Origin of the sequence: Paenibacillus oralis, from assembly GCF_003863965.1 — a bacterium.
Taxonomy (GTDB): domain Bacteria; phylum Bacillota; class Bacilli; order Paenibacillales; family Paenibacillaceae; genus Fontibacillus; species Fontibacillus oralis.
Map to the genome: position 1 here is coordinate 5,076,047 of NZ_RRCN01000001.1, position 13,305 is coordinate 5,089,351.

General features: G+C 54.3%; 11 protein-coding genes. All 11 read left to right on the forward strand.

Features of this window, described 5'->3' with window-relative positions:
- The first annotated feature begins 32 nt into the window (after positions 1-32).
- Positions 33-1,286 (forward strand): M16 family metallopeptidase, encoded by a 1,254-nt coding sequence (locus tag EHV15_RS22660; RefSeq protein ID WP_128633215.1) that lies wholly within the window; start codon positions 33-35, stop codon positions 1,284-1,286.
- Complete coding sequence (dut, locus tag EHV15_RS22665; protein ID WP_425464446.1) at positions 1,270-1,725, forward strand: dUTP diphosphatase; 456 nt, start codon at positions 1,270-1,272, stop codon at positions 1,723-1,725. The genes EHV15_RS22660 and dut overlap by 17 nt, the downstream gene beginning before the upstream one ends.
- 702 nt (positions 1,726-2,427) lie before the next feature.
- Complete coding sequence (gene dpsA, locus EHV15_RS22670; protein WP_128633217.1) at positions 2,428-3,327, forward strand: dipicolinate synthase subunit DpsA; 900 nt, start codon at positions 2,428-2,430, stop codon at positions 3,325-3,327.
- Positions 3,324-3,917, forward strand: coding sequence for a dipicolinate synthase subunit B (locus tag EHV15_RS22675; RefSeq protein ID WP_128633218.1), 594 nt, complete (start codon positions 3,324-3,326; stop codon positions 3,915-3,917). Before dpsA ends, EHV15_RS22675 begins: the two co-directional genes overlap by 4 nt.
- A 273-nt stretch (positions 3,918-4,190) precedes the next feature.
- On the forward strand, positions 4,191-5,411 hold the full coding sequence (gene dapG / locus EHV15_RS22680; protein WP_128633219.1) for an aspartate kinase: 1,221 nt from the start codon (positions 4,191-4,193) through the stop codon (positions 5,409-5,411).
- Between the two features lie 32 nt (positions 5,412-5,443).
- Positions 5,444-6,310, forward strand: a complete 867-nt coding sequence (gene dapA, locus EHV15_RS22685) for a 4-hydroxy-tetrahydrodipicolinate synthase (protein WP_128633220.1) — start codon at positions 5,444-5,446, stop codon at positions 6,308-6,310.
- Between the two features lie 314 nt (positions 6,311-6,624).
- Positions 6,625-8,304: a ribonuclease J gene (locus tag EHV15_RS22690; RefSeq protein ID WP_128633221.1), complete on the forward strand. Its 1,680-nt coding sequence runs from the start codon at positions 6,625-6,627 to the stop codon at positions 8,302-8,304.
- A gap of 150 nt (positions 8,305-8,454) precedes the next feature.
- A complete protein-coding gene (locus tag EHV15_RS22695; RefSeq protein ID WP_128633222.1) occupies positions 8,455-9,225 on the forward strand; it encodes a ClpP family protease in 771 nt (256 codons plus the stop codon).
- Complete coding sequence (locus EHV15_RS22700; protein ID WP_128633223.1) at positions 9,222-9,446, forward strand: YlzJ-like family protein; 225 nt, start codon at positions 9,222-9,224, stop codon at positions 9,444-9,446. Before EHV15_RS22695 ends, EHV15_RS22700 begins: the two co-directional genes overlap by 4 nt.
- Positions 9,447-9,528: 82 nt before the next feature.
- Positions 9,529-12,243 carry a DNA translocase FtsK gene (locus tag EHV15_RS22705; protein ID WP_128633224.1) on the forward strand — a complete coding sequence of 905 codons (2,715 nt, stop codon included), beginning with the start codon at positions 9,529-9,531 and terminating at the stop codon, positions 12,241-12,243.
- A 151-nt stretch (positions 12,244-12,394) separates the two neighbouring features.
- The gene (sleB, locus tag EHV15_RS22710; protein ID WP_128633225.1) at positions 12,395-13,264 is read left to right on the forward strand and encodes a spore cortex-lytic enzyme; all 870 of its coding nucleotides are present in this window, start codon (positions 12,395-12,397) and stop codon (positions 13,262-13,264) included.
- The last annotated feature ends 41 nt before the right edge of the window (positions 13,265-13,305 follow it).

Sequence of the window (13,305 nt, forward strand, 5' to 3'; positions counted from 1 at the left end):
CTGCGTTTATTGAAATATTAGGAGGGCCTTTCGTGAAGAAAACGCAATTAAAAAACGGCCTTCGGGTGGTTATGGAACAGATTCCGACCTGCCGCTCGGTCTCGTTTGGCATTTGGGTCAAGACAGGCTCGCGCAATGAACAACCCGAAGTCGGGGGGATTTCGCATTTTATCGAACATATGCTGTTTAAGGGGACGGAGCGCTTTAGCGCCAAGGATATCGCCGAGCAATTCGACGCCATCGGAGGCAACGTAAACGCCTTTACGTCCAAAGAATACACGTGTTATTATGCGAAGGTGCTCGACGAGCACTTGCCGATCGCGGTGGATGTTCTGTCGGATATGTTTTTCCGGTCACTGTTTGACGCCGAGGAGCTGCGTAAAGAGAAAAATGTCATCGTCGAGGAAATTTCCATGTATGAGGATACCCCGGATGACATGGTGCACGATCTGGTGTCGCAGGCCGCTTATGGGGAACATCCGCTGGCCCTGCCGATTTTAGGGACGGAGGAACAGCTCCGGGCCATGGAATCCGGCCATTTACGCGCGTATATGCGCGAGCATTATACGTTGGAAAATACGGTGATCAGCGTAGCCGGAAATATCGACGATCAGGTGATTGAGCTGCTGGAAAAATATTTCGGCGATTTCGCGGTGCGTGGGGACCAGGTTTCGCTGGCCGCGCCGGATTTTCTCGGCGACCTCAAATTTCACCGCAAAAAAACGGAACAAAACCATATCTGCCTGTCCTTCCCGGGGCTGCCGATCGGCGACGAGAAGCAGTATGCCATGACTTTGCTGAACAATGCGCTTGGCGGCGGTATGAGCTCACGGCTGTTTCAGGAGATCCGCGAAAAACGCGGTTTGGCCTATTCCGTCTACTCCTATCACAGCTCCCATGCCGATAGCGGGTTGTTTACGGTATATGCCGGTACGGCGCCGCGGCAAACGAAAGAGGTCCTGGAGCTGACGAAGGAGCTTTTGCACGATGTGTCCGTGAACGGGATTACCGAAAGCGAGCTCAGCAAAGGCAAGGAGCAGTTGAAGGGCAGCCTGATTTTAAGTCTTGAAAGCACGGGCAGCCGCATGAACCGGCTGGGGAAAAACGAGTTGATGCTCGGGCGGCATTATACGCTGGATGAAATGATCGCCCGGATCGAGGCGGTGACGATGGACGATGTGAACAACGTGCTGGGGCGCATGTTCAGCCGGCCGTTCGCCTTGGCGATGGTTGGCGGGTCCGATCGGGCCATTATGGGATTAAGGAGAGATGAACTTGTCATTTGAAGTACAAATCAAACGTTTTGCCGGAAATGAAGATATCGAGCTGCCGCGCAAAATGTCGGAGCTGGCTTCCGGCTTTGACCTTTACGCCGCGGTTACGGAGGATCTGGTCTTGCAGCCTGGGGCGAGAGCGCTCGTCCCGACCGGGATCGCCATCGCGATGCCGGGCGGCCTGGAGGCCCAGATCCGCCCGCGCAGCGGCCTGGCTTTGAAGCATGGCATCACCTGTCTCAACACGCCGGGCACGATCGATGCCGATTATCGCGGCGAGATCAAGGTGCTGCTGATCAACCTTGGCCAGGAGCCGTTTGCGATTAAACGCAATGAACGCATCGCGCAAATGGTGTTTCAAACCGTGCCGGAAGTCGCCTTAACCGAAGTGGACGAGCTGTCCGATACTGAGCGGGGAACCGGCGGTTTCGGCCATACCGGAACGAAATAATACGGCAAAGCCCGGATACTTTTGAGATTTCGCCCAGGTGTTCTAATCGAAACTATCGTCCGCCGGGAATCTAACGGTTGTAGTAGCTGTTATTTTACGAAAAAAGACCTTTTCAAAATTCTAACGGTTGTGAGCGCCGTTATTTACCTTAATCTAAGCAAAATGGGCTGGGTTTAAGTGAAATAAGCGCCATGGCAACCGTTAGAATTTGAAATCAACGTTTTTGGAACAAATAGCGGCTGTGGCAACCCTTAGAATAGTTTCGTGGTTAGAAATTGGTGCTTGACAACGGGCTTTTGGAACAAGAAACCGTCAGCCTGCAAAATAGCGGAACTTTATGTTCTTATTATCCGAAGCCTTGCATGTTTATCCCCAATAGTGGAATATTTTGTCCTTATTTACCTGCGAACGGTCCAGAATACGGGCATTTCCTTGCATCGGGGGAAAATAGCGCCATGAATTTCCTCTATTCTCTCAAATGAACCGATAATGCCGGAATAACGACCTTTTTTGCCCTTATAATTTTCGCTGGAGTCAAAGACCACCCGACATATTTGATCGGGTGGTCTTTCCTGCTTGATAGGGGAAATTAATTCTTTTTACATACTTCAAGGAGATGACGTTTCGTCTATTTTCACCACTTTTTAGGCGGCCGCATAAGATGGTCTATACTGCGTTGCTTGGAAGGAGTGCCATTTAAGTATGCTAACCGGAATCACGATTGTGTTCCTCGGTGGAGACGCCCGCCAGGTGGAGGTCATCAACAAATGTTTGGAGTTGGATGCCACAGTGCGCATCGTCGGCTTCGACCGGTTGGATACGCCGTTTCCCGGAGTCTCAATAGAAGCGCTAACCCCAGGCTTGCTGTCCAGCGCTGATGTTATCATCCTTCCGGTAATCGGTTGCGATGATCACGGTGTCGTGCCGGCGCCGTTCTCTGCGGAACAGCTTGTCATCAGGCCGGAAGCGTTTGAAGCTGTGCGGAAAGATACTTTGGTATATACGGGAATTGCCAAAAGTTATTTGAAGCAACTGGGAGACAAAGGCGGGCTTAGGATCATTGAAGTGCTGGAGCGCGACGACGTAGCGATCTACAACTCGATCCCGACGGCGGAAGGGGCCCTGATGGTGGCGATCCAGAATACGGACATCACGATTCACGGATCGACCTGCATCGTGCTCGGGATGGGCCGTACGGGATTTACGATGGCGAAAACGCTGCAGGGTTTGGGAGCGGCCGTGAAGGTGGGGGTACGCCGGGAAGACGATATGGCAAGGGCGGTGCAAATGGGCTGGAAGCCTTTTGCAACAAGGGATTTGGCCGCCAATGTCGGCGATGTTGACTTGATTTTTAATACGATACCGACTATGATAGTCACAGCGCAAATCATCTCGAAACTGCCGCGCAGGGCGGTGATTATCGACCTTGCGTCCGCGCCCGGCGGGACGGATTTCCGTTTTGCCGAGAAGCGCGGCATCAAGGCGATCCTTGCCCCCAGTCTCCCCGGTATGGTCGCTCCCAAAACGGCTGGTATCATCATGGCCAATACGATCTGTCAGTCGATTTTGGAGGAGTTTCAACTACGGGGGGATGAAGAGTGAATTGGCAAGGTAAAACGGTAGGTTACGCCATAACGGGTTCACATTGCACGTTCGCTGAGGTGATGCCTCAGATTGGGCGTTTTGTCGATGGAGGAGCGAAAGTCGTCCCGATCATTTCCAACTCGGTGTTGACGACGGATACCCGTTTCGGCAAATCGGAAGATTGGCGAAAACAGTTGAAAGATATAACCGGGAATGATATTATTTCTTCAATTGTCGAAGCGGAGCCGCTGGGCCCCAGCAAATTGCTCGACGTGCTGGTCATCGCTCCTTGCACGGGCACGACGACAAGCAAGCTGGCGAATGCCGTCACGGACAGTCCGGTGCTGATGGCCGCCAAAGCCCAGCTGCGGAACGGGCGCCCGCTCGTGATTGCCGTGTCGACCAATGACGGTTTAGGCTTCAATCTGGCGAATATCGCCAAGCTGATCGTGGCCAAAAACGTATACTTCGTTCCGTTCGGTCAGGACAATCCGGCGGGGAAGCCGAATTCGCTGGTGGCCAACATGGAGCTGGTGCCGGAAACCTGTTATGCGGCGCTGGAAGGCAAGCAGCTGCAACCGCTGATTATCGAGCGTTTTCATGGATGAGCCTGCCTGCGGGTGGAAACATACTTGAAATTAACAATATAATCGTTCGATTTAAGAGAATGGGAGACTTGCTGGATGAGCAAGAGGAAACGGAACACCCGAAGCTGTCGGAAATCGTTTTGGATCATTTGCTCAAGGCGCGTCATGGAACGCTTTGCAATTCGCGGAGAGGACTACAGTGGTTTAGCTTCCGGCTTTTCATCCGCTCGGGTGCTAGGGGCGCTGGATAGGAGTTAAGCAACACTCCGCATTTACTTAACTGGAGGAATACCCATGCGCATTTTGGTGCAAAAATTTGGCGGCACGTCTCTATCGACTTCGGAAGCGAGAGATCATGTCGTCTCACACATTCGCCGGGAACTGGAAAATGGTTTCCGGCTCGTCGTGGTGGTTTCGGCCATGGGCCGGAAGGGCGATCCGTACGCCACGGATACTTTGTTGGAACTGGCGGCCGAAGGCCAAGGGTTTTTGCCGCCGCGCGAGCAGGATTTATTGATGGCATGCGGCGAAATGATTTCCGCGGCGAAGCTGTGCAGCCTGCTTGCGGAATGCGGCGTTGCTTCGACCGTGTTAACCGGCGCTCAAGCCGGATTTCGGACGGACAGCCACTTTGGAAATGCCAGAATCCTGGAAATCGTGCCGACGCGGGTGCTTGAAGAGCTCGAGCAGGATAAAGTCGTCATCGTCACCGGTTTCCAGGGCCAAAATCTAACGGGTGATTTCACCACATTGGGACGCGGCGGCAGCGATACTTCGGCAACAGCGCTGGGTGCGGCCCTGCATGCCGAAATCGTGGACATTTATACCGACGTGAACGGAATTTTAACCGCCGATCCCAGAATCGTAGAGGATGCGAGACCTTTGGAATATGTCAGTTATGCGGAAATCTGCAACATGGCCCATCAGGGGGCCAAGGTGATTCATCCCCGGGCGGTGGAAATCGCGATGCAATCGGGAATTCCGGTGCGCGTACGCTCCACCTTCTCGGAAGGAGAAGGGACGCTGGTGGCCAATCCTGAAGGCTTTAAAGACGTTCAGCTGGGCATTGTGGATCGCTACGTGACTGGGATTGCTTATGTGGCGAACGTGACGCAGATTCGTGTCGAAGCGGCCGGCAAAGGCGCCGACAACCTTCAGCTTCAAGTCTTTAAAGCGATGGCGGAAAACGCGATCAGCGTTGATTTTATTAATGTGACCCCGACGGGCGTCGTTTATACGGTATTCGACAAAGATGCGCTGAAAGCGGAATCGGTTCTAAACGCCTTGGAGTTATCGCCGCAATTTTTATCCGGCTGCGCCAAAGTCTCGGTCATCGGCGGGGGCATCAACGGGGTGCCGGGCATTATGGCGAAAATCGTCGAAGCTTTGACGGAACAAAATATTCAGATTCTGCAGTCTGCGGATTCGAATACAACGATCTGGGTTCTGGTCCATAAGGATGACATGGTTCAAGCGCTCCGCGCTTTGCACGACAAATTTGAACTCGGCAGATAAATAGGACGCGGAAAACGGGAGGAGGATAAAGTGTGGCAGAGTTTGGAAGATTAATTACAGCCATGGTAACGCCTTTTGATGAACAAGGGAAGATCGATTTGGATGGGACTGCTCGCTTAATGGATTATTTGATTGAGGAGCAAAAATCCGATGCCTTGGTCGTTAGCGGAACGACGGGGGAATCCCCTACTATAAGCGATGCAGAAAAGCGGGATTTGTTCGATTTTGCGGTGAAGCATGCCGCAGGCCGCTGTAAAATCATCGCCGGTACGGGCAGCAACGACACCGCCCATTCCATCCATTTGACGCAGGAAGCCGAGCGGTGCGGCGCGGACGGGATTTTGCTGGTCGCTCCTTACTATAACAAGCCGAACCAGGAAGGGCTGTACCGCCATTTTGAAGCGATCGCGACCTCGGCCTCCCTGCCTGTCATGTTATACAATGTACCGTCCCGGACCATCGTCAGTATCAGCGTGGAAACGACGCTCAGGCTGGCGCAAATTCCAAATGTCGTGGCGACCAAGGAATGCGCGTCCCTGGATCAGGTGGCCGCCATCGTGAGCGGTGCTCCGGATGGCTTTCGCGTGTATTCGGGAGAAGACGCGGCAGCGCTTCCGGCTTTGGCCGTGGGCGCTTACGGAGTCGTCAGCGTCGCCAGCCATTTGGCCGGCAGCTCGATGAAGGAAATGATCGATCTGTTCCTAAGCGGTCAGGTTGGTGAAGCCGGAAAGATTCATCGCCAGCTGCTGCCGCTGTTTAAAGGCTTATTCGAATGTCCGAATCCGGTTGCGGTGAAATATGCGCTGAACGAAATCGGCTGCCGGGTCGGATCGGTGCGGCTTCCGCTCGTTCCGCCGAATGCGGAGGAAGCGGCCCGGATACGCGAGCTGTTGAAGTAAGCGCCCAGCCAAATATGCGCTCGATTTCCAAAAACCGATGTCTCGTAATGAGGCATCGGTTTTTTTGCTGTGGTGCAAGGTAACGTTAAAAGCACGTAAAACGCCTGACTTGTTTTTTGCCAATTTAATCATGTATAATGATCTCAAGTGACTGGGTGCGGTGATTTTTTTTAAAATTAGCAATTTTGAGAAACGGCTGGACCGTCCGGCGAGGCGGTCGTTTATTCCTGCGAAAAATGTGTTGATCTGCAGTGATCGGAGCCATTTCCATATGAAAAATACGACGTCCAAACTTATAGGAGGGTTAGATTCACTTGTCCAAAAAAATGAATAATGAAAAATTGACGATCTTTGCATTGGGCGGCGTCGCAGAAATCGGAAAAAACATGTATGTCGTTCAATATGCCAATGACATCGTTGTCATCGATTCCGGGCTTAAGTTTCCGGAAGAGGATATGCTCGGCATCGACATCGTCATTCCCGATATCACTTACTTGACGGAGAACCGTGACAAGGTAAGAGGTATCCTGCTTACGCACGGCCATGAGGATCACATCGGCGGATTGCCTTATGTGCTTAAGAATTTGAACGTTCCGGTTTACGGGACGAAACTGACGCTCGGACTTGTGGAGAACAAGCTGAAGGAAGCGGGCTTGCTCGGCGAAACGAAGCGGGTGCTGATCAACGCCGATTCGGAAATCGAGCTGGGCTCGACGCTGAAAGCGACGTTCTTCAGAACGAATCACAGTATTCCGGATTCGGTGGGCGTGTGCATTGAAACGCCGGAAGGAAATGTCGTTCATACCGGGGACTTCAAATTTGATCATACCCCAGTCAATGATCAATATGCGGATTTGCATCGGATGGGCGAAATCGGTAAAAAAGGCGTGTTGGCTCTTTTATCCGACAGCACCAATGCGGAAAAACCAGGCTTTACGCCATCGGAAAGAAATGTAGGACTTGTGCTTAGCGATATTTTCCATAAAGCGCAGCAGCGCGTCGTGGTGGCCACGTTTGCTTCGAATGTGCACCGGATTCAGCAAGTGATCGATGCGGCTTACGAGACCGGACGCAAGTTGACGATTATCGGCCGCAGCATGGTGAACGTGGTGACGATTGCCGATGAATTAGGTTATCTGAACGTGCCGGACGGCATTTTGATCGAGCCTGAAGAAGTGAACAAAATGGCTGCGGATCGCGTGGTCATTTTATGCACCGGCAGCCAGGGCGAACCGATGTCGGCGCTGACGCGGATGGCCCGTTCGACGCACCGCAAGGTCGATATTTTGCCGGGCGACACGGTTATTATCGCGGCGACGCCGGTTCCGGGCAACGAGAAATACGTGGGACGAACGATCGACGAGCTGTTCCGCCTCGGTGCGGAAGTTATTTACAGCGGCTCCAATTCGGGCGTTCACGTATCCGGGCACGGCAGCCAGGAAGAGCTGAAGCTGATGCTGAACCTGATGCGGCCGAAATATTTCATTCCGATCCACGGCGAATACCGGATGCTGCGCAAGCATGCGCTGCTTGGCGAATCGGTGGGCGTGGAACCGGACAATATTTTCCTGGTTGATATCGGGGAAACGATCGAGATTCAGAACGGCATTGCCCGCAAAGCCGGCAAAGTGCCGGCAGGCAACGTGCTGATCGATGGTCTCGGCGTCGGCGACGTCGGCAATATCGTGCTGCGCGACCGCAAGCTGCTCTCTCAAGACGGGATCCTGGTTGTCGTTGTCACGCTGAGCAAGCAGGACGGAACGATCGTCTCCGGTCCGGACATCATTTCCCGGGGGTTCGTGTATGTCCGCGAGTCGGAAGGTTTGCTGGATGAAGCGAACCGGATCGTCTCCAGCACGTTGGAGAAATTGATGAACGAAAACGTAAACGAATGGGCGTCGCTCAAAACGAACGTCAAGGACGCGCTCGGCCGGTTCCTGTACGAGCAAACCCGCCGCAGACCGATGATCCTGCCGATTATTATGGAAGTATAAAAAACGAATTGCACACAGTCGCCTCTTTTCCCGCCGGCAATAATTGGACGGTTTCCGCCGGGAGAAGGGGCTTTTTTTGTTTTTGCATAGACCGGTCAAGGTTGTCGGCATACTAGTTGTATGCTCAAAACCGAAAGGAAGGCGAAAGTGATGAACAAGGATTCCAGCAAAACACCCGCTCTCCGCGAAAACGCGGAACTACCTCCAAATCAACAACCCGATTCCGAAAAAAAAGAACCCACCGTGCCCGATGTTATTCAGCAATTGGGGCAAACGGCCGTGCCTACTCCGGGCGAGTCGAATGTGTATTGCCTGACGATTATAGGGCAAATCGAAGGCCATCTGGTACTGCCGCCGCAAAATAAAACGACGAAATACGAGCACTTGATCCCGCAGCTGGTAGCCGCCGAGCAAAACCCGCGGATCGAAGGCTTGCTCGTCATCTTAAATACGGTGGGCGGCGACGTGGAGGCGGGTCTGGCGATCGCCGAGATGATCGCATCGCTGTCGAAGCCGACCGTCACCGTAGTCATCGGGGGAGGGCACAGCATCGGGGTCCCGATCGCCGTGGCTTCCGATTACTCGTTGATTGCCGAAAGCGCCACGATGACGATTCATCCGATCCGCATGACCGGCCTTGTCATCGGCGTCCCGCAAACCTTCGAATATATCGAAAAAATGCAGGAAAGAGTGGTGCGGTTTGTCACCGCGCATTCGCGAATTTCGGAGGAGCAGTTTAAAGAGCTGATGTTTAAGACCGGGGAGCTCAACCGGGATATCGGTACGGCGGTAGGCGGCACCGATGCGGTGAAATACGGTCTCATCGATGCGATCGGCGGGATCGGCGAAGGGTTAAACAAGCTGAATTCGCTGATCGAATCGCGCCGCAATGAGAAAACGGCGGGAGGGATCACGCAATGACCCATTACACCATATTGCCTGATGGGATCTACTGGGAACAAGAGGAGCAGGAGGAGACTTACGGCGAGATCGAGCTGGGCGGCGTGCTGATGCAGGTCCGGCTTGAGCCGGGAAACCGGGCTACAATCGTGAGGCTGCTCCGCTGCAACCTGGAAGATTACTTGAATCCGGATTTCGCTCCGGGCAAGCAAATCACTTTTTATCCCGCACTGCTGAAATAACCATTGCAAAAGTTGCAGGTTCGTAAAGCTAGGTCCCCCTTTAGTGAATATGGTATAATATTCATCTAGGGGGTGTTTTCGTTTGGCACGCAAACGGAAGAAAAAAAAGGCTGCCTTCGGCAGCATGCTCAAATATGAAATCTACGGAATCATCCTGATCACTCTATCGATTATTGCCTTGTCCGGGGAAGCCGCGGTAGGAAGAACATTATCGAAAATGGCCGCGCTGATCCTCGGCAAGTTTTATTTTGTGATCCCTTTGATCGGCATCTACATCGGACTGGCCGTGATGATCAACCGGAAATGGCCGTCCCGGTGGAATGCGCGAAAAAGCGGACTTTTGCTCGCGGTGCTGGCCTTATCGCTGATGAGCACGATTTCGGCGATGCAGCACAAGCTTGTTCCGGCGGTCTCTTTATCCGCGGGCAATATTTTGGGACAAATCCACCGCGATTTGCAGGGAGCGCTGTTTCAGCCGGCGTCGGGCGATGCGGGATTCAGCCTCCTTGGGATGGACATCAGCGGCGGTTATATCGGCGGACTGGAGTTCGTCCTACTGTATTCTTTGTTCGGCATGGCCGGGGCGAAGCTGATTGTGATCGTGCTGCTGGCGATCAGCTTCATGCTGGTAACGGGACTGTCGTACGTCGACCTGTTTCGCCTGCTCCGCTCGAAAATGGGAGGCTTTAGCGAGCGCTTCGGCAGAAAAATGCGGCTGCTCCGCCCGGTACCGGTGCGCGGTAAAGGGAAACGGACCGAGCCGAAAGCTCCCGCCGTTACGGAATATGACGCGGCGTATGATGACGGCGAGATCGAGGAGGAACTGCCCGAGCCTGCTGCAAAGCCGCGAAAAAAGCCGGTGTTCTTTCAACTGCTTGGGTTTAAGGAACGCTCCGGGGAGCCGGCCGCAGAGGTGCCGGAACAATCCGGCCCGGACGAGGAAGCGGACGGTTCCAGCGAATCCACGGTAGCGGGCATTAACTGGAACGAACTGGATTACACCGGCCGTGGAGCAAACGGCGGCCCAGGAGTCGGCCCCGATGGCAGCGGCGAGCCCGCGGCGGATACCGGACCGATCATCCGCGATTTCTTCGATCATATCCAGCGGGAAGGGCTGGATGATCGTGAGGAGGAGGACGAGCCCGCGGATCCATTATATTCGGCCTCGGATGAGACGAATACTGACAACGGGGCGCAGGGCGAATCCGGGTTTGCGGATGACCCGCATGACGCGGCGGACGAAGATGCGGAAATGCTGCCGGGCAGCGGATCGCCGGACGGGGAAAGCAGCGACGGCGCCGCGGCGGGAGAGCCGAATAACGGCTCCGAAACGGCGGCTGAAGTTCCGGCGGCCCCGCCGAAACCGGCTCCGAAACCGTACAAGCTTCCGCCATTCCGGCTGCTCGCCAAGCCTGCGGGCTCCGGCAAATCCGGCGATCAGGCCGACTATATGCAGACGGCCCGGAAGCTGGAGGCCACGCTGGAGAGCTTTGGCGTAAGGGCAAGGGTGCTTGAAGTCGTTCGCGGCCCGGCGGTAACCCGTTACGAAATTCAGCCGGATATCGGGGTCAAAGTCAGCCGGATCGTCAATTTGACGGATGATATCGCTCTGGCTTTGGCCGCCAAAGACATCCGCATGGAGGCGCCGATTCCGGGCAAATCCGCGATCGGCATCGAGGTGCCGAACAACGAGGTTTCGCTTGTGACGATGCGCGAAGTGATGGAGACGCCGACGTTTATGGAAGCCGAATCCAAGCTGTCGATCGCTTTTGGCCGCGACATTTCCGGGCAGACGATCGTTGGCAACCTGGCGAAAATGCCCCATTTGCTCGTGGCGGGGGCGACGGGTTCGGGGAAATCCGTATGCATCAACGGCATCATCACAAGCATTTTGTTCAAAGCGAAACCGGATGAAGTTAAGTTTATGATGGTCGACCCGAAAATGGTCGAGCTCAACGTATACAACGGGATTCCGCATCTGCTCACGCCCGTTGTGACCGATCCGCGAAGAGCCTCCCTGGCGCTGAAAAAGATCGTCGTCGAAATGGAGAAACGGTACGAGCTGTTCTCCAAATCGGGCGCTCGCAACGTGGAAGGTTATAACCAGATGATGAAGGACAACCCGGAGGCGATCCTCCCGTATATCGTCGTCATCGTGGACGAGCTTGCCGACCTGATGATGGTCGCCGCCAGCGATGTCGAGGACGCGATTGCCCGCCTTGCGCAAATGGCCCGGGCCGCCGGCATCCATCTGATCATCGCCACGCAGCGGCCGTCGGTCGACGTCATCACCGGGGTAATCAAAGCGAACATTCCGTCGCGCATCGCCTTTGGCGTTTCGTCCCAGGTCGACTCGCGGACGATTCTCGACATGGCCGGCGCGGAGAAGCTGCTCGGCCGCGGGGACATGCTTTTTATGCCGATGGGGGCCTCGAAGCCGACCCGGGTGCAGGGGGCGTTTATGAGCGATCAGGAAGTGGAGACGATCGTCAATTACGCTCGGGCCCAGGGGCAGGCGGAATATGACGAGAGCCTTGTTCCGGAAGTGGATGATGAAGTCCAAGAACCGGAGGAAGAATTGGACGAGCTTTACGATCAGGCTGTGCAGATCGTACTTGAGGCGAAGCAGGCCTCGGTATCGCTGCTCCAGCGCCGCATGCGCGTCGGATATACCCGGGCGGCGCGGTTGATCGACTCCATGGAGGCCCGGGGGATCGTCGGTCCGTACGAAGGGAGCAAGCCGCGTGAGGTGCTCATGTCCATAGAACAATACAAAATGGGAAGAATGTCTTCATGACCTTCGCGGTCAGGGATGTTCTTCCCTTTTTTTTCGGCTATTGCCCGGCGGGCATGCCTTGAAACTTTGGGGTGCATAGGAAGGGAGCTTGCTTGTCATACTAAAGTTACCCATCCTTGTTAATCCAATAAAGAAAGGTAGAGCTAAACGTATGAATAAAACTAAGATATGGTTTGCCGCCGGTTTAGTGCTGCTTTTGTTCGGAATCGGTTACGGTGCAAACGTGCTTTGGCATTCGATTGACGTCGAACAGAAGGAGGCTCCGAACAAAGCCAAGGCTGTGTTCAGCGAACAGGTCATCGATTACGGGGCTTTCGGCAAAGACGTATACGAATTGCAGGGCCGGCTTGCTTTTCTCGGTTTTTACCACGGGAAGCTGGACAGCAATTTCGGTCCTAAAACCCGTGATGCGCTGAAATGGTTCCAATCGGAGTTTGGGATGAAGGTGGACGGTTTGGCCGGGCCAAAAACCAAGCTTAAGTTATACAATGCCACCACAAATTGGAAGCCGGGTATGGAATACGTCAACGCGGGCAAGGGGAATCAGCAGACGAATACCGGAAATACCGGAGCTGCCGGAAATAAGGGAAATAAGGGAAATAAGCAAAATACCGAAAAAGCGAAAACCGAGTCGGGGAATCTGGCCCCTTCGAATGGCATGGGCTTAAGCGAAAACGATCTGCGCATTATGGCCAACGCCGTTTACGGCGAGTCACGGGGTGAGCCGTTCGAAGGCCAGGTGGCGGTTGCCGCGGTCATTTTGAACCGGGTCAAATCGCCGAGCTTCCCGAATACCGTTTCCGGCGTCATTTTTCAGCCGGGCGCTTTTACCGCCGTGGCCGACGGGCAAATCTGGCTGGAGCCGAACGAGACGGCCCGCAAAGCCGTGCAGCAAGCGTTAAACGGCTGGGATCCGACCGGCGGTTGCATTTACTATTTCAACCCGAATACGGCAACCTCCAAATGGATTTGGTCCCGCCCGCAAGTAAAGACGATCGGGGAACATATCTTTTGCATGTAAATATTTTTGAAGTGAAGGAGCAGCCACAGGTGTCAGGTTGC